General features: G+C 63.7%; 14 protein-coding genes. 13 read left to right on the top strand and 1 reads right to left on the bottom strand.

The window, feature by feature from the left end; genetic code table 11:
• Window positions 1-296: 296 nt before the first annotated feature.
• The 10 genes from rsmH to murG all read left to right on the top strand — a co-directional run bounded on the left by rsmH (window position 297) and on the right by murG (window position 12,228).
• Window positions 297-1,292, top strand: a complete 996-nt coding sequence (gene rsmH, locus SFY93_RS13775) for a 16S rRNA (cytosine(1402)-N(4))-methyltransferase RsmH (protein WP_320447508.1) — start codon at window positions 297-299, stop codon at window positions 1,290-1,292.
• A gap of 2 nt (window positions 1,293-1,294) precedes the next feature.
• Window positions 1,295-1,675: a cell division protein FtsL gene (gene ftsL, locus SFY93_RS13780; protein WP_089267351.1), complete on the top strand. Its 381-nt coding sequence runs from the start codon at window positions 1,295-1,297 to the stop codon at window positions 1,673-1,675.
• On the top strand, window positions 1,672-3,435 hold the full coding sequence (locus SFY93_RS13785) for a peptidoglycan D,D-transpeptidase FtsI family protein (protein ID WP_320447509.1): 1,764 nt from the start codon (window positions 1,672-1,674) through the stop codon (window positions 3,433-3,435). Before ftsL ends, SFY93_RS13785 begins: the two co-directional genes overlap by 4 nt.
• Before the next feature lie 93 nt (window positions 3,436-3,528).
• Complete coding sequence (locus SFY93_RS13790) at window positions 3,529-4,986, top strand: UDP-N-acetylmuramoyl-L-alanyl-D-glutamate--2,6-diaminopimelate ligase (RefSeq protein ID WP_320447510.1); 1,458 nt, start codon at window positions 3,529-3,531, stop codon at window positions 4,984-4,986.
• Window positions 4,983-6,419, top strand: a complete 1,437-nt coding sequence (locus SFY93_RS13795) for a UDP-N-acetylmuramoylalanyl-D-glutamyl-2,6-diaminopimelate--D-alanyl-D-alanine ligase (RefSeq protein ID WP_320447511.1) — start codon at window positions 4,983-4,985, stop codon at window positions 6,417-6,419. Before SFY93_RS13790 ends, SFY93_RS13795 begins: the two co-directional genes overlap by 4 nt.
• A gap of 10 nt (window positions 6,420-6,429) precedes the next feature.
• On the top strand, window positions 6,430-7,512 hold the full coding sequence (gene mraY, locus SFY93_RS13800) for a phospho-N-acetylmuramoyl-pentapeptide-transferase (RefSeq protein WP_068732324.1): 1,083 nt from the start codon (window positions 6,430-6,432) through the stop codon (window positions 7,510-7,512).
• Between the two features lie 172 nt (window positions 7,513-7,684).
• Entirely contained in the window at window positions 7,685-9,082 is a 1,398-nt protein-coding gene (gene murD / locus SFY93_RS13805) for a UDP-N-acetylmuramoyl-L-alanine--D-glutamate ligase (RefSeq protein WP_320447512.1), read from the top strand.
• A gap of 118 nt (window positions 9,083-9,200) precedes the next feature.
• Complete coding sequence (locus SFY93_RS13810; RefSeq protein WP_320447513.1) at window positions 9,201-9,893, top strand: nucleoside/nucleotide kinase family protein; 693 nt, start codon at window positions 9,201-9,203, stop codon at window positions 9,891-9,893.
• An 86-nt stretch (window positions 9,894-9,979) separates the two neighbouring features.
• Window positions 9,980-11,128: a putative lipid II flippase FtsW gene (gene ftsW, locus SFY93_RS13815; RefSeq protein ID WP_089267347.1), complete on the top strand. Its 1,149-nt coding sequence runs from the start codon at window positions 9,980-9,982 to the stop codon at window positions 11,126-11,128.
• Window positions 11,125-12,228 (top strand): undecaprenyldiphospho-muramoylpentapeptide beta-N-acetylglucosaminyltransferase, encoded by a 1,104-nt coding sequence (gene murG / locus SFY93_RS13820; protein WP_320447514.1) that lies wholly within the window; start codon window positions 11,125-11,127, stop codon window positions 12,226-12,228. Before ftsW ends, murG begins: the two co-directional genes overlap by 4 nt.
• Window positions 12,229-12,403: 175 nt before the next feature.
• Here murG and SFY93_RS13825 read toward each other — a convergent pair whose 3' ends face one another.
• Window positions 12,404-13,306 (bottom strand): LysR family transcriptional regulator, encoded by a 903-nt coding sequence (locus tag SFY93_RS13825; RefSeq protein ID WP_320447515.1) that lies wholly within the window; start codon window positions 13,304-13,306, stop codon window positions 12,404-12,406.
• 129 nt (window positions 13,307-13,435) lie between these two features.
• Between SFY93_RS13825 and SFY93_RS13830 the strand changes: the two genes are divergently transcribed.
• From SFY93_RS13830 to murB, 3 genes are all read left to right on the top strand, one after another.
• A complete protein-coding gene (locus tag SFY93_RS13830; protein WP_320447516.1) occupies window positions 13,436-14,608 on the top strand; it encodes an MFS transporter in 1,173 nt (390 codons plus the stop codon).
• Window positions 14,609-14,793: 185 nt separating this feature from the next.
• Window positions 14,794-16,197, top strand: a complete 1,404-nt coding sequence (murC, locus tag SFY93_RS13835; RefSeq protein WP_320447517.1) for a UDP-N-acetylmuramate--L-alanine ligase — start codon at window positions 14,794-14,796, stop codon at window positions 16,195-16,197.
• Between the two features lie 44 nt (window positions 16,198-16,241).
• Entirely contained in the window at window positions 16,242-17,123 is an 882-nt protein-coding gene (gene murB, locus SFY93_RS13840) for a UDP-N-acetylmuramate dehydrogenase (protein ID WP_320447765.1), read from the top strand.
• Window positions 17,124-17,127: the final 4 nt, after the last annotated feature.

The following is a 17,127-nucleotide window of genomic DNA, read 5'->3' on the forward strand; positions in this document are numbered from 1 at the left end:
CCGTTACTGAGTGGTGAAGAGCCAACCTGAAAAGGGCGGCCAAAGTTCCATTTTGACGTTCAAATCCCATGGCAATCCCGACAAATCCATGCGGACGTCCGGCCTTTCCCGCGCCAAACGCGGGTGGCGCGTCGAATGGAACCCGCAATCGCGCGGCGACCTGGCTTTTCAGGAGGAAAAGCCAGGCGGCGCGCCGACAATTGAGGCGACATGGGCCTGTTCGTGTCCAGTTTGATTTTGCGCCTCGATGCGAAGGACCGGAACGCGTTGTCTGCACGCCTCCGGCCGGCGCGCGCATGAGCGCGCCCGATACAAGACATATCTCCGTTCTCGGTGTGGAAGCCGTCGACATGCTGAGCCCGCGCGCCGGTGGTATTTATGTCGATGCCACATTCGGCGCAGGCGGTTATTCCCGCGCCATTCTCGCGACCGAGGGAACCCGCGTCATCGCCATTGATCGCGACCGGACGGCCATCGCCGGTGGTTTCGATCTGGTCGACGCGTCTGACGGTCGTCTCACCTTGGTCGAGGATCGCTTCTCCAATCTCGCCGATGTGTGTGCCGCCCAGGGCGAGCCGCTCGTCGATGGCGTCGTGATGGATGTCGGCGTGTCGTCGATGCAGATCGATCAGGCCGAACGCGGCTTCTCGTTCCGTTTCGACGGCCCGCTCGATATGCGCATGAGCCAGCACGGGCCGACCGCGGCCGATGTGGTGGCGAAGGCCTCCGAGGCCGATCTCGCCAATATCATCTATATCTTCGGCGAGGAACGGCACTCCCGCTCTGTTGCGCGCGCGATCGTCGCGGCGCGCAAGGAAGCGCCGGTCGAAACGACGAAACAGCTCGTCGATATCGTGCAGAAGGTCGTGTGGGCCAAGCCCGGCGAAATCCATCCGGCGACGCGCACGTTCCAGGCGCTGCGCATCTTCGTTAATGCAGAGCTCGACGAACTCCACACCGCGCTCGCCGCCGCCGAGCGCGTGCTGAAGCCGGGCGGCCGGCTGTCGGTGGTCTCGTTCCATTCGCTGGAAGACCGCATCGTCAAGAATTTCATGACCGAGCGCAGCAAGACCGGCGGCGGTTCGCGGCATCTGCCCGAGGTCGCGCAATCCCGTCCGCGCTTCTCGCTCGTCAACAAGCGCCCGATTACCGCTGGCGAAGACGAACTCAAGGCCAATCCGCGCGCGCGCTCTGCGAAGCTGCGCGGCGCCGAGCGCACCGATGCGCCGGCACAGGATGCCGGCCCGTTGCCGGGCTGGCCGACGCTTGCCTCTGTGATGAGGGGAGGCTGACCATGCGGATCATCCACCTTCTCGTCATTGCCGTTCTCGTCTTCGCCGCCGCTTATGTCTATCGCATCAAGATGGAATCCACGGTGCGCACCGAGAAGGTGCTGCGCCTGCATGCCGATATTCGCGAACAGCGCGATGCGATCGCGTCGTTGCGTGCCGAATGGGCCAAGCTGGATGCGCCGATGCGGCTGCAGGGTCTGGCCGAACGTCATCTCAAGCTGCAGCCGGTGACGGCGCAGCAATTCGACACGATGAAGAATCTGCCGGATCGGCCGCCGAACTTTGCCAAGCCCGGTGAGCCCGATCCGATCGGCGCGATGATCCATACCATCGATCCGGATATCGTGACCGGTTCGCTGCCGGCGCCGGAGGATCCGCAGTGACAGGTCCGCAACTCGACCCGAACAAACTGATCGCCCGGCCGCCGGAGCCCTGGCGCCAGCGTCTGATCCGCAGTCTGCTCTACGGGCGCAACGTCGATCGTGCGGCGAAGGCACGCGCGCGCGTCGGTCTTGCGATGATCGCGTTCGGCGGTGTGTACGGCATCATTGCCGTGCGTCTGATCATGTTTGCCGTCAACGGCGACACCCATGCGGAGCGCCGCTCCACACGTGACGCCATCGCGACCGCACGTCCCGATATCGTCGACCGCAACGGCGCGATCCTGGCGACCGACGTGAAGTCACCATCGCTGTTCTCGGAGCCTCGCCGCATCATCGACAAGGACGAAGCGGTCGAATTGCTCACTGGCGCATTGCCCGATCTCGACGGCGCCGAAGTGCGCGAGCGGATCATGAGCAAGAAGGGTTTTGCCTGGCTGAAGCGCGAGATCACGCCGCAGCAGCAGCGCGACATTCATCGCCTGGGCATTCCCGGCATCGGCTTCCTGCGCGAGAACAAGCGCGTCTATCCGAGCGGAGCCGCGGTCTCGCATCTGATCGGCCTGACCAATATCGACAATCAGGGCATTGCCGGCATCGAAAAATGGCTCGACAGCAATGGCCTCGCGGACCTGCATCGCGCGGGCTTTGCTTCGGATCGTCTGCAAAAGCCGGTCGAACTCGCCGTCGATCTGCGCGTCGAACACGCGCTGCGTGATGAGCTGCTCAAGGCCAAGGCGAAGTACAGCGCCAAGGCGGCGTCGGGTCTGGTGTCGAACGTGAAGACCGGCGAGATCGTCGCCATGGTCTCGCTGCCCGACTTCGATCCGAACAATCCGAAGGAAGCGCACGATCCCGACCGCATCAACCGCCTGACCACCGGCGTCTATGAAATGGGCTCGACCTTCAAGACGCTGACGCTGGCGATGGCGCTGGACAGCGGCAAGGCCAATCTCAATACGATGTATGACGCGCGTTATCCGCTCAGCTACGGCAAGTTCAAGATCCACGACACCCATCCGGTGCCGCGTCCGATCTCGCTCACCGAAGTCTTCACTTTTTCGTCAAACGTCGGTGCTGCGAAGATCGCGCTCGGGCAGGGCGTCGAAGCGCACAAAGCCTTCTTGAAGAAAGTCGGCCAGCTTGATCGCCTGCGCACTGAACTGCCGGAAAGCGCGATGCCGATCGTGCCGAAACGCTGGGGTGAACTGAACACCATCACCATCGCATTCGGTCATGGCATGGCCGTGGCGCCGCTGCAGGCGGTGATGGGCGTCAATGCGATGATCAATGGCGGGCTGCTGATCCCGCCGACCTTCCTGAAGCGCACCGAAGAGGAAGCGCGGGAGATCGGCAAGCGCGTCATCAAGAAAGAGACCAGCGACAAGGTGCGTTACATGATGCGCCTGAATGCCGAGGTCGGTTCGGCGCGGCAAGCGGAAGCCAGGGCCAAGGGTTACTATCTCGGCGGCAAGACCGGCACGGCCGAGAAGGTCGTCAACGGCCGCTATTCGAAGAAGCAGGTGCTGAATTCCTTTACCGCCGTGCTGCCGATGGACAATCCGCAATTCCAGGTTCTGGTGATGCTGGACGAGCCGAAGGCGCTGCCGGAAACCCATGGTTTCATCACCTCGGGCTGGAATGCGGTGCCGACGGGCGGCAACGTGATCGCCCGTATCGCGCCGCTTTTGGGGCTTGAGCCGCGCTTCGATCTGGCGCCGTCCGACCGCCTTATTCTTGCGACATCCAAGGTGACTCAGTAACGCCGCATCTGCGCTTTACAGCCGGTGCAAAATGCGGTTTGCGTGGCGTTGCGGAACCCGATGTGTCCCTCGATCTGGCCTGCCCGGAGCAGCATGAAACTACGCGATTTGTTCAACCCTGATGCCGTGATGGAGCAGTCCGCAAGGGACGGCACCGTCACTGGACTGGCTGTGGACAGCCGCGCAGTGAAACCGGGCGATCTGTTCTTTGCACTCGCCGGTGCGAAGACTGACGGTTCGCGTTTCATCGCACAGGCACTGGCGTCGGGTGCCGTCGCTGTCGCCGGTGACCACAAGCCCGACGATCTGTCCGTACCCTTCGTACGCACGCCCAATCCGCGCCTTGCGCTGGCTCTCGCGGCGTCGAAATTCTATCCGCGCCAACCTGCAGTCATTGCCGCCGTCACGGGGACATCGGGCAAGACGTCGGTTGCATCCTTTGCGCGCGAAATCTGGGGCCGTCTCGGATATGCCTCCGCAAGCATCGGCACCATCGGTCTCGTGTCGCCGAAGCGCACCGTCTATGGCTCGCTGACCACGCCGGATCCGATCTCGCTGCACCGACAGATCGACGAGATCACCGGCGAGGGCGTCACTCATCTTGCGCTCGAAGCGTCGTCGCATGGCCTCGATCAGTTCAGACTTGACGGCGTGCGGGTCTCTGCCGCCGGCTTCACCAATCTGTCGCGCGATCACATGGACTACCATCCGGACGTCGCGCATTATCTCAGTGCCAAGCTGCGGCTGTTCCTCAATCTGGTCGTGGACTGTGGCGTCGCCGTGATCGCCGCCGATCACGAGCATTCGCCGCAAGTCATCCATGCGGCGCAGTCGCGCCACTTGCGCCTGATGAAAGTCGGTCGCAAGGGCGATGGCGCAGGCGAGGGTATTCGCCTTGTCGATGCCGCGGTCGAAGGCTTCGCGCAGAAACTCACACTTGAGCATCGCGGCAAGACCTACGCGATCAGGCTGCCACTGGTTGGCGAATTCCAGATCGAGAACGCGCTTGTTGCGGCCGGTCTTGTGATCGGCACCGGCGGCGATGTCGATGCGACCTTCGCCGCGCTGGAACATCTCGAAGGCGCCAAGGGGCGGCTCGAGCAGGTTGGCACTCATAATGGCGCGCCGGTGTTCGTCGATTACGCACACAAGCCGGATGCACTGGCGAAGGCACTGCAGGCCCTGCGCCCTTACGCAAAGCGCAAGCTCGTCGTGGTGTTCGGCGCCGGCGGTGATCGCGATGCCGGCAAGCGGCCGCTGATGGGCGAGATTGCTGCCGAGAATGCCGACAGCGTGATCGTCACCGACGACAATCCGCGCAGCGAGAATCCCGCAAGCATCCGCGCGGCGATCTTGGCTGCTGCGAAGGGCGCCACCGAGATCGGCGACCGCGCCGAGGCCATCCGCGTGGCTGTCGAAGGTCTGCAGCCCGGCGATGCCCTGCTGATCGCCGGCAAGGGCCATGAAACCGGACAGATCGTCGGTGACCGCACATTGCCGTTCAGCGATCACGAGGCCGCCGCAGCGGCGCTTGCCAAGAGGACTGCATGAGCGAGTTTCTTTGGACATCAGCCGCGATGGCCGACGCGATGCACGCCACAACACAAGGCACGCTGCCGGAAGGCATCACCGGGATCTCCATCGATACCCGCACCATCAAGCCCGGCGAGGCCTATTTCGCGATCAAGGGTGACGTGCATGACGGCCACGCCTTTGTCGAGGCCGCGCTGAAAGCCGGCGCGGGATTGGCCGTCGTCGAAGCCGCGCAGCGCGACAAGTTTCCCGCGAATGCGCGCCTGCTGGTGGTCGACGATGTGCTCGCAGCGCTCGTTGAGCTCGGCATCGCCTCGCGTGCACGTCTGAAAGCGCCGATCATTGCGATCACCGGCTCGGTCGGCAAGACGTCGACCAAGGAAGCGCTGCGCCGCGTGCTGGAAGCGCAGGGCAAGACGCATGCTTCGGTCGCGTCGTTCAACAATCACTGGGGCGTGCCGCTGACGCTGGCGCGCTGCCCGGCGGACGTGCGCTTTGCGATCTTCGAGATCGGCATGAATCATGCCGGTGAAATCGAGACGCTGGTGAAGATGGTGCGTCCGCATTACGCCGTCATCACCACCGTCGAGCCAGTGCATCTGGAATTCTTCGCCGGTGTCGAAGCCATTGCCGACGCCAAGGCTGAGATTTTTTCGGGACTCGAGCCCGATGGCGTTGCGATTCTCAATCGTGACAATTCCCAATTCGCGCGGTTGCAGAAGAGCGCCAAGAAGGCCGGCGTCTCGCGCATTGTCTCGTTCGGCGCCGACCAGAAGGCTGAGGCGCGGTTGCTCGACGTCTCATTGCACCCAACCTGCTCGGCGGTGCACGCCAATATCCTCGGCCATGACGTCACCTATAAGCTCGGCATGCCCGGCCGCCATATGGCGATGAATTCGCTGGCGGTGCTGGCGGCAGCCGAATTGATGGGCGCCGATCTCGTTCATGCTGCGCTGACGCTGTCGCAGGTCGTGCCCGCTGTGGGCCGCGGCGCTCGCCATGTGCTCGAAGTGTCAGGCGGCGAGGCGACGCTGATCGATGAGAGCTACAACGCCAATCCGGCTTCGATGGCGGCGGCGATCAATGTGCTTGGCGCAGCAGCCATCGGGCCAAAGGGCCGCCGCATTGTGGTGCTGGGCGACATGCTCGAACTCGGCGCCGATGGCGCGAAACTTCATGCCGGGTTGCTGGATGCGGTGCAGTCCAATGGCATCGATCTGGTATTTTGCTGTGGTCCCCTGATGCGCAATCTTTGGGACGCCCTTTCCACGGGCAAGCGGGGCGGCTATGCCGGAGATGCGGCGGCGCTCGAATCGCAGGTGCTGGCCGCGATCCGCGCCGGTGACGCCATCATGGTCAAGGGCTCGCTCGGCTCGAAGATGAAACCGATTGTCTCTGCGCTCGAAAAGCGCTTTCCCGGCAACGCCGCGCTCGACGACGCCGCGGTATAGGGCGGACTGAATGTTCTACTGGCTGATCGATTTTGCGGGCACCGTGCCGGTGTTCAACGTGTTCCGCTACATCACCTTCCGCACCGGCGGCGCGGTGGTCACCGGCGCACTGTTCGTGTTCCTGTTCGGACCCTGGATCATCGACAATCTGCGTCTGCGCCAGGGCAAGGGTCAGCCGATCCGCACTGACGGCCCGCAGTCGCATCTGGTCAAGGTGGGAACGCCGACCATGGGCGGGCTGATGATCCTGTCCGGCCTCGTAGTCTCCACGTTGCTCTGGGCCAATCCGCGCAATCCCTATGTTTGGATCGTGCTGGCGGTTACCCTCGGCTTCGGCTTCGTCGGTTTCTACGACGACTATCTTAAAGTGACCAAGCAGAGCCACAAGGGCTTTGCCGGTCGCACGCGGTTGCTGATCGAATTCATCATCGCGGGTGCCGCCTGTTTCGCCTTCGTCAAGCTCGGCCGCGATCCGCTGTCCTCCTCGCTGGTGATCCCGTTCCTCAAGGACGTGATCGTGAATTTCGGCTGGTTCTTCGTGCTGTTCGGCGCCTTCATCGTCGTGGGTGCCGGCAATGCCGTGAACCTCACTGACGGCCTCGATGGCCTCGCTATCGTACCTGTCATGATCGCGTCTGCCTCGTTCGGCATGATCGCCTATCTCGCCGGCAATGCGGTGTTCTCTGATTACCTGCAGATCAACTATGTTGCGGGGACCGGCGAGCTCGCTGTGCTCTGCGGCGCGGTGCTCGGCGCAGGGCTTGGCTTCCTCTGGTTCAATGCGCCGCCGGCCTCGATCTTCATGGGCGATACCGGCTCGCTGGCATTGGGCGGCATGCTCGGCTCGATCGCGGTGGCCGTGAAGCACGAGATCGTGCTCGCGGTGATCGGCGGCCTGTTCGTGCTGGAGGCCGTGTCGGTGATCGTGCAGGTCACGTCGTTCAAGCTTACCGGCAAGCGCGTCTTTCGTATGGCGCCGATCCATCACCATTTCGAGCAGAAGGGCTGGACCGAGCCGCAGATCGTCATCCGCTTCTGGATCATCTCGGTGATGCTGGCGCTGGTCGGCCTCTCCACGCTGAAGCTGCGGTGATTGAAATGAGATGGAGCGCCGCGCGTAGTGCTCCCTCCCCCCTTGCGGGGGAGGGCCGGGGAGAGGGGTGCCACGCACGCCGGACGTCGCTTGTTGCCACCCCTCTCCCGGCGCTACGCGCCACCCTCTCCCGCAAGGGGAGAGGGGACAAGAAAGCAAACGGAGCGTTGCTTTGATCCCGGTCACATCCTTCGCCGGCAAGACCGTCGCCGTGTTCGGGCTCGGCGGCTCCGGCCTCGCGTCCTGCCACGCGCTGCAGGCAGGCGGCGCCGAAGTCATCGCCTGCGACGACAGCATCGACAGGATGGTTCAGGCGACGCAGGCCGGTTTCATCACCGCCGATCTGCGCACGGTGGCATGGGGCAGTTTTGCGGCTCTGATCCTGACGCCCGGTGTGCCGCTGACGCATCCGGCGCCGCATTGGACAGTCGTCGCTGCGAAAGCAGCAGGCGTCGAGGTCATCGGCGACATCGAACTGTTCTGCCGCGAGCGCAAGCTGTATGCACCCGATGCGCCCTTCGTTGCCATTACCGGCACCAATGGCAAATCGACGACGACGGCGCTCGTCGCGCATCTGATGCGCGAGGCGGGTTTCGATACGCAGATGGGCGGCAATATCGGTACCGCGATCCTGTCGCTCGAGCCACCGCGCGCTGGCCGCGTCCATGTGATCGAGATGTCGTCCTACCAGATCGATCTCACGCCCTCGCTCGATCCGTCGGTCGGCATCCTGCTCAATGTCACGCCCGATCATATCGATCGTCACGGCACGCTGGCGCATTACGCTGCGGTGAAGGAGCGTCTCGTTGCCGGTGTGCAGGCGGCCGGCACCGCCATCATCGGCGTCGACGACGATTGGTGCAGCAAGGCCGCCGATCGCATCGAACAATCCGGCAAGCGCGTGGTTCGCGTCTCCGTCGAACATCCACTGGCCGATGGCCTCACCATCCGTGGCAGCACCATCGTGCGCAATGCCGGCGGCGCGCAGAGCGATGTCGTCGATATCGCGGGTATCGGCTCGCTGCGCGGCCTGCACAACGCGCAGAATGCAGCATGTGCCTCGGCGGCAGCGCTGGCACTGGGCGTCAGTTCAGCCGTGCTGCAGAAGGGTCTGCGCAGCTTTCCCGGTCTTGCGCATCGCATGGAGCAGGTCGGCCGTCAGGGTAGCACGCTGTTCGTCAATGACTCCAAGGGCACCAATGCGGACGCTGCGGCGAAGGCGCTGTCGTCCTTCAACGACATCTTCTGGATCGCCGGCGGCAAGCAGAAAGAGGGCGGCATCACCTCGCTGACCGAATTCTTCCCGCGCATCCGGGGCGCTTATCTGATCGGCGAAGCCGCCAACGATTTCGCGCAGACGCTGGACGGCAAGGTGCCGTACGAGATCAGCGTCAGTCTCGACGTCGCCGTGGCCAATGCCGCACGCGATGCCGCCGAAGCCGGGCTGACAGAGCCGGTCGTGCTGCTGTCGCCCGCCTGCGCCTCGTTCGACCAGTTCCGCAATTTCGAGATCCGCGGCGACCGGTTCAGGGAACTGGTGCTGGCGCTGGATGGGGTGAGGGCGGTTTAAGGCGCGATCTTCACGATCCAGTATCAGCCGACGTGTTCTGGCTCAGCCGAGGGAATATCCCGCGGCTGTTAGGAGCCAACAATCGAGGTCATTTGATCGCACCGTGCAGGGGGCGTTGATGATTGAGCCATCGGATGATCGCAACGACACGTCGCCGCTGATCGCAGAGATCGCCGAATTTATTCGGCATCATGCGACGGGCTCGATCCTCCGCGTCGGCATCGATGGCGTGGACGGTGTAGGAAAGACGGTGTTCGCGGACACGCTCGCGCGTGTAATCGGCACGCTCGGACGGCCCGTTATCCGCGCCTCCGTGGACAGCTTTCACAACACGCGCGAGATCCGATACCGGCAGGGGAAAACCTCTCCACATGGCTTTTACGCGGACTCCTACAATTATGTTGAGTTGCGGAAAGTACTGCTCGATCCTCTCGGACCCGGCGGCTCACGCGTCTATTGCCCTGCCATCTTCGATCACACCGTGAACGCCCCGGTCGCCGCTTGCTGGTCGATTGCCGATCCCGATGCTGTCCTCGTCCTCGACGGCATCTTCCTGCATCGACCGGAACTCAGGGATGTCTGGAACCTGTCGATTTTTCTGGATGCGCCATTCGCCATCACCATCCCGCGCGGCGCCGGTCGCGGCCCCGGATACGGATCGGCTGATGTGGATGCCGCGTCCAACCGGCGTTATATCGAAGGCCAGCGCCTGTATCTGCAAGAGAACGACCCGCAAAACCGCGCGAATCTCGTCATCGACTATTCCGATTTCACGCACCCTGCAGTTATAACCCGCCGCTGGCCGCCCTGAATGGGGCCAAATTTTCACAATCCATTAACCGTCTGGCAACCACGATGGCCCATCGATAGGAGTTCATCGACCCGCAGGACGCGCTTATGATCTCTCGCGAACAACGCACACCGCTCAGCGAATGGTGGTGGACCGTGGACCGCCTGCTGCTGGCGGCGATCATCGCGCTGATGCTGGCCGGGGTGATCCTGTCGCTGGCGGCCTCGCCGCCGGTGGCGACCCGCATCGGGCTCGATCCGTTCCACTTCTTCAACCGGCATATCCTGTTCCTGGTGCCGTCGATTATCGTGCTGATCGGCGTGTCCTTCATGACGCCGCGGCAGATCCGGCGTTCGGCGCTGGTGGTGTTTGCGATCTCCATCGTCCTGATCCTGGCGACCTTGCTGATCGGGCCGGAAGTGAAAGGCGCCAAGCGCTGGATCACCATCCTTGGCATCAATATCCAGGCATCGGAATCCGCCAAGCCGGCATTCGTGGTCATCGCCGCATGGCTGTTCTCGGAATCCGCGCGCAAGCCGGAAATGCCGGCGACCTCCATGGCCATCGTCCTGCTGATGATGCTGGTGTCGCTGCTGGTGATGCAGCCTGACTTCGGCCAGACCATGCTGATCCTGATGGCCTGGGGTTCGCTGTTCTTCATCGCCGGCATGCGCATGGTCTGGGTATTCGGCCTCGGCGCCACCGCGGCAGGCGGGCTATTGATGGCTTATTTCCTGGTGCCGCACGTCGCCGGCCGTATCAAACGCTTCATGGATCCCGCCTCGGGCGACACGTTCCAGGTCGATACCGCGATGGAAGCGTTTTCGAATGGCGGCTGGTTTGGCCTCGGGCCGGGCGAGGGCATTGCCAAGCGCAGCCTGCCGGACAGCCACACCGATTTCGTCTTCGCCGTCGGCGCCGAGGAGTTCGGCATCCTGTTGTGTCTCGCGGTGCTCAGCCTGTTCGCCTTCATCGTGATCCGCGCGATGTCGCGCGCCTACGCCACCGAAGATCTGTTCTCGCGCTTCGCTGCCTCGGGTCTCGCGATCCTGTTCGGCGTGCAGGCGGCGATCAACATGGCGGTCAATCTGCATCTGATCCCCGCCAAGGGCATGACGTTGCCCTTCATCTCCTATGGTGGCTCGTCGATGATCTCGCTGGCCTATAGTGTCGGCATGCTGCTCGCTTTGACGCGGATGCGCCCGCGCACCGAAGTCGAGGCGATCGACGCCCACGTCGCGCGCACTTACGCGTGATGAGTACCGCGCCCCTCATCCTGCTGGCGGCGGGCGGCACCGGCGGACATCTGTTTCCGGCGGAAGCCCTCGGCGTTGCGCTGATGAAGCGCGGGCTGCGCGTCCGGCTCGTGACAGATGCGCGTGCGCTGAAATATAGCGGGCTGTTTTCGCGCGAGATGATCGATGTGGTGCCGAGCGAGACGGTGCGCTCTCGCAATCCCATCTCGCTAGCCCGCACCGCGATCATGCTCGCTGCTGGCACCGCGATGGCGCTGAACCTGATGCGCAGCCTGAAGCCAGCGGCGGTGATCGGCTTCGGTGGCTATCCGACTGTGCCGCCACTGTTTGCCGCGCGTCTGTTCGGCATTCCCACCCTCATTCACGATTCCAACGCCGTGATGGGCCGCGCCAACCGCATGCTGTCCGGCAAGGTCAGCGCGATCGCGACGTCGTTGCCCGGTGTGCTCGACCGCGATTCCGAATTGTCGAAGAAGACCACCACCACGGGCACGCCGATGCGCCCGGCGATCCTCGCCGCTGCTGCCGTCCCCTATGCCGCGCCAGATCTCACCGGGCCATTCCGCTTGCTCGTTGTCGGCGGCAGCCAGGGCGCGCGCATCATGGCTGATATCGTGCCGCCGGCGATCGAACGTCTCGAGCCCGCGCTGTGGAATCGACTCATCCTCACACAACAGGTGCGCGACGAAGACATGAGCCGCGTGCGTGCCGTTTACGACAAGCTCAAGATCAAGGCCGAACTCGCGCCGTTCTTCAGCGATCTCCCCGCGCGTCTCGCATCGAGCCAACTTGTGATCTCGCGCTCCGGTGCGGGCACCGTCGCCGAACTTGGCGCCATCGGCCGTCCGTCCATTCTGGTGCCGCTGCCCGGTGCGCTCGATCAGGATCAGTTCGCCAATGCCGGCGTGCTTGCGGATGCCGGCGGCGCACTCCGCATTGCACAGAGTGATTTCACGCCGGATCGTCTGGCGGCTGAAATCTCGGCGCTGGCCGGCGAGCCGGCGCGGTTGACCACGATGGCCTCAGGCGCGCGCAAGGTCGGCAAGCTCGACGCGGCAGAGCGGCTGGCGGATCTGGTGATGAAGGTGGCGAAGATTTAGCCGTTTACTCCGTCATTCCGGGGCGCACGAAAGCGGCGAAGCCGCTGCAGTGCGAACCCGGAATCCCGAGATGAGTCCACCTCTCCGCGGTCCGGGATTCAGAGGTGATAAACATTTCCGGATTCCGGGTTCACGCCGGCCCGCTGTGCGGTCCGACGTGCCCCGGAATGACGAGTCACACCCTCACACTCTCCACCAGATAATCCAGAAACGCCCGCACCCGCGCCGGCAACTGTCCGCCATGGCCGACGAACACGGCGTGGATCGGTTCGATGTCGCCGGGATTGAACGCTTCGAGCACCGGCACCAGCCGGCCGGCTTTGATATCAGCCTCGACATGAAAACGGGCCAGCCGCGCGACGCCCATGCCGGCCACGGCGAGGTGCTGCATCGCTTCGCCGTCGCTGACGAGGGCATTGCCTGACGGCATCACGGCGATTGTCTCGCCGCCGATCTTGAACGGCCAGCCGTTTTCCCACTTGGCGAAGCCGAAGCGCAGCAGATTATGGTCAGCGAGATCGTCCGGCGTCTTCGGCGTGCCGCGTTCAGCGAGATAGCCGGGCGCGGCGACCACGACCATCCGGCTCTCGCCGAGTTTGCGTGCCAGCAGTCGTGACTCGCGCATCATGCCGACGCGAATGGCGACATCGGCGCGCTCTTCCAGAAGATCCACCACGAGATCCGTCAGAACGACCTCGACCTTGATGTCCGGATAGCGCTTCGCAAAACCGGGCAGCAGCGGCAGCAGGAGACGCAGGCCGAAGGGCACGCTGGTATTGACGCGCAGCAGGCCGCTCGGCGTCGCGCCGATGGCAGCCTCGCGTTCGGCGGCGCTGATCTCGTCGAGAATGCGCAGCGCGCGCTCATAGAAGGCGCTGCCTTCCGGGGTGAGCTGAAGCTTGCGCGTCGAGCGGTTGATCAGCCGCACGCCAAGCCGCGCTTCCAGCCGCGCCACCAGTTTGCTGACGGCAGAGGGGGTCATCCGGAAGGCCCGCGCCGCCGTCGAAAAACCGCCGAGCTCGACCACCCGGGTGAACACTTCCATCTCGCCGGAGCGGTTGACGTCGAGTCGTGACATCTGGCTTCAATCTATTGAGTGAATTCAATTCACAAATATTGTGCCTATGCCACGTCTATCTCATCAATATCAGGAGGTCCACATCTCCCGTTATCGGGCATTCGGCCCGGCCAGTCACGGGACACGATCATGCCTCTCGCACTTTACGCGCTTACCGCCGGCGCCTTCGGAATTGGCGTCACTGAATTCGTCATCATGGGTCTCCTGATCGAGGTTGGCGGCGACCTCGGCGTGTCGATCCCGGCAGCGGGCCTGCTGATTTCAGGCTATGCGCTGGGTGTCGTGCTCGGCGCCCCGATCATGACCATCGCCACCAGCCGCTGGCCGCGCAAAACCGTGCTGCTGGTGCTGATGGGCATCTTCACGCTGGGCAATCTCGCTTGCGCCCTGGCGCCGGATTACTGGAGCCTGATGGCCGCGCGCGTGTTGACGGCCTTCGCCCATGGCACGTTCTTCGGCGTCGGCTCCGTGGTGGCGACGAGCCTCGTGCCCGAGAACAAGAAGGCGTCGGCGATCTCCATCATGTTCGCCGGCCTGACGGTGGCGACCATTCTCGGGGTGCCGTTCGGGACCTGGCTCGGGCAGGGCTATGGCTGGCGCGCGACCTTTTACGCGGTGACGCTGGTGGGAATGGTTGCGATGGTCGCAGTGGCGCTGCTGGTGCCTGACGTGAAGGCGCCAGAAGAACACAGCAAGCTGTCCGACGATCTCGCAGTGCTGGCGCGGCCCAAGGTGCTGCTCGGCCTGCTCACAACAATTCTGGGCTGGATCGGCATCTTCGCGCTGTTCACCTATGTCGCGCCAATCCTGACCAAGATTTCCGGCTTTTCGGATGCTGCCGTATCGCCGATCCTGCTGGTGTTCGGCGCCGGCGCCATCGTCGGCAATCTCGCCGGTGGACGTCTTGCCGATCGCTGGCCGGCGGGCAGCGTGTTCGGCAGCCTGCTGGCCTTGGCCGTGGTACTTACGCTGACCACCTTCGCCGCGCACAGCCAGGTTGCTGTCGTCATCGCCATTGCGCTGCTCGGTGCCACGGCCTTTGCGACCGCGGCGCCGCTGCAGATGGCCGTGCTGCGCAAGGCCGAAGGCGCCGGCCAGAGTCTCGCATCGAGCTTCAACATTGCCGCGTTCAACCTCGGCAACGCCATCGGCGCCTGGCTTGGCGGCGCGGTGATCGCGCATGGCGGTCTGAACGCGGTGCCATGGGTCGCGGCGCTGGCGCCGTTGGCCGGGGTTGCCGTGGCGGTCTATGCCAATCGTGCGGATCGCGCACCGGCGCCGGTTCCAGCACCGGCGGAGTAGGCGCTGGAGGCGGATTCGCCTGATCCGCAAGCCAAATTTCCATCTTTTTCGTCATGGTCGGGCTTGTCCCGGCCATCCACGTCTGTTTGAAGGAGTCATCTGTTCAAACAAGACGTCGATGCCCGGCACGTCCAAGTGAAGTTTGCTTCGCGGTGGCTTGGTATGACGAAAGATAGAGACGCTCCATGAGACTGCCGCGCGAGATCGGACCCATTCACTTTGTCGGTATCGGCGGCATTGGCATGAGCGGCATCGCCGAGGTGCTGTGCAATCTCGGCTACACCGTGCAGGGCTCGGATGCCTCTGAAAGCGCCAACGTTAACCGTCTGCGTGAAAAAGGCATCACCATCCATGTCGGCCACAAGGCCGACAATGTGTCGGGCGCCGACGTGCTCGTGGTCTCCACCGCAATCAAGCGCGACAATCCGGAACTGATGGCTGCGCGAGCCCAGCGCATTCCCGTCGTCCGCCGCGCCGAGATGCTCGCCGAATTGATGCGCCTCAAGTCCTGCGTCGCGATCGCCGGCACCCATGGCAAGACCACGACCACGTCGATGGTCGCGGCGCTGCTCGATGCCGGCGAACTCGATCCCACCGTGATCAATGGCGGCATCATCAATGCCTATGGCACCAATGCGCGTCTCGGGGCCGGTGAGTGGATGGTTGTGGAGGCCGACGAGAGCGACGGCACCTTTTTGAAGCTCCCGGCCGATGTCGCCATCGTCACCAATGTCGATCCCGAACATCTCGATCACTTCAAGACCTTCGATGCCGTGCAGGATGCGTTCCGCCACTTTGTCGAGAACGTGCCGTTCTACGGCTTCGCCGTGATGTGCATCGATCACCCCGTGGTGCAGAGCATCGTCGGCAAGATCGAAGATCGCCGCATCATCACTTACGGACAGAACCCGCAGGCCGATGCGCGGCTGGTCGATCTGAAGCCCGCCAATGGCGGCTCAAGCTTCAAGGTCGCGTTCCGCGATCGCAAGGCCGGCACTGCCCATGAGATCGACAATCTGCTGCTGCCGATGCCCGGTCGTCACAATGCGCTCAATGCCACGGCGGCGATTGCCGTCGCTCACGAACTCGGCATGTCCGATGAGGCGATCCGCAAGGCCATTGCCGGCTTCGGCGGCGTCAAGCGCCGCTTCACCAAGACCGGCGAGTGGAACGGCGTCACCATCATCGACGATTACGGCCATCACCCCGTGGAGATTTCCGCCGTGCTGCGCGCCGCGCGTGAAAGCACCGCAGGCAAGGTCATCGCCGTGGTGCAGCCGCATCGCTTCACCCGCCTGCAGTCGCTGTTCGAGGAATTCTGCACCTGCTTCAACGATGCCGACACGGTCATCGTCGCCGACGTCTATCCCGCCGGCGAAGCGCCGATCGAGGGCATCGATCGCGATAATTTCGTGCTCGGTCTGCGCGCCCACGGCCATCGCGAGGTGATTCCGCTGCAGGAGTCGGCTGCGCTGGCAGGACTCGTGGCCGGCGTTGCGAAACCGGGCGATACAGTCGTGTGCCTCGGCGCCGGCAACATCACGCAGTGGGCCTATGCGCTGCCGGGCGAATTGAAGGCGCTGGGGTAAGCGTGGCCAGCTTCCCCGACATCACCCCCGATCTCAGATCCGCGATGCCCGATCTGCGCGGGCGGTTGCTTGCCAATGAATCCCTGGCGCCGCTGACATGGTTTCGTGTCGGCGGTCCCGCGCAGGTGTTGTTCACGCCAGCCGATGAAGACGACCTCGCTTACTTCCTGTCGAAGCTGCCGAGCGATATTCCGGTCACCGTCGTCGGCGTCGGCTCCAATCTCATCGTGCGCGATGGCGGGCTCAACGGCGTCGTCATTCGCCTGAGCCCGCGCGGCTTCGGTGCGACGTCAGCCGAAGGCGACATCGTCAGCGCCGGCACCGCCGCGCTCGACAAGCGCGTGGCGGAAACGGCGGCAGCGGCGAATGTCGGTGGGCTGGAATTCTACTTCGGCATTCCCGGCTCCATCGGCGGCGCGCTGCGGATGAATGCCGGTGCCAATGGCAGCGAGACCAAGGACGTGCTGTGTGAGGCCACCGGCATCGGCCGCGATGGCAAAAAGCACGTCTTCGATAATGCCGGCATGCAGTTCGTCTATCGCAATTCCGGTGTAGATCCGTCGATCATTTTCACGTCAGCGAGATTCCGCGGAACGATCGCAGAGCCCGCAGCCATTCGCGCGCGGATGGACGAGGTACAGGCGCATCGCGAGACCGCGCAGCCGATCCGCGAAAAGACGGGCGGTTCGACCTTCAAGAACCCGCCCGGTCACAGCGCGTGGAAGCTGGTCGATGCCGCTGGCTGCCGCGGGCTGCGCGTCGGCGGCGCGCAGGTGTCGGAGATGCACTGCAATTTCCTGATCAACACCGGCGATGCCACGGCGAGCGATATCGAAACGCTCGGCGAGACCGTGCGTGCGCGTGTGCTGGCGCAATCGGGCATCGACCTGCATTGGGAAATCAAGCGGATCGGCGTCGCGCCGTAACGCT

The organism is Tardiphaga sp. 42S5 (genome assembly GCF_034044155.1).
Lineage (GTDB): Bacteria > Pseudomonadota > Alphaproteobacteria > Rhizobiales > Xanthobacteraceae > Tardiphaga > Tardiphaga robiniae.

Coding starts and splice junctions, on each gene's coding strand:
- rsmH (WP_320447508.1), top strand. CDS start 297: ATGAGCGCGCCCGATACAAGACATATCTCCGTTCTCGGTGTGGAAGCC.
- ftsL (WP_089267351.1), top strand. CDS start 1,295: ATGCGGATCATCCACCTTCTCGTCATTGCCGTTCTCGTCTTCGCCGCC.
- SFY93_RS13790 (WP_320447510.1), top strand. CDS start 3,529: ATGAAACTACGCGATTTGTTCAACCCTGATGCCGTGATGGAGCAGTCC.
- SFY93_RS13795 (WP_320447511.1), top strand. CDS start 4,983: ATGAGCGAGTTTCTTTGGACATCAGCCGCGATGGCCGACGCGATGCAC.
- mraY (WP_068732324.1), top strand. CDS start 6,430: ATGTTCTACTGGCTGATCGATTTTGCGGGCACCGTGCCGGTGTTCAAC.
- SFY93_RS13810 (WP_320447513.1), top strand. CDS start 9,201: ATGATTGAGCCATCGGATGATCGCAACGACACGTCGCCGCTGATCGCA.
- ftsW (WP_089267347.1), top strand. CDS start 9,980: ATGATCTCTCGCGAACAACGCACACCGCTCAGCGAATGGTGGTGGACC.
- SFY93_RS13825 (WP_320447515.1), bottom strand. CDS start 13,306: ATGTCACGACTCGACGTCAACCGCTCCGGCGAGATGGAAGTGTTCACC.
- SFY93_RS13830 (WP_320447516.1), top strand. CDS start 13,436: ATGCCTCTCGCACTTTACGCGCTTACCGCCGGCGCCTTCGGAATTGGC.
- murC (WP_320447517.1), top strand. CDS start 14,794: ATGAGACTGCCGCGCGAGATCGGACCCATTCACTTTGTCGGTATCGGC.
- murB (WP_320447765.1), top strand. CDS start 16,242: ATGCCCGATCTGCGCGGGCGGTTGCTTGCCAATGAATCCCTGGCGCCG.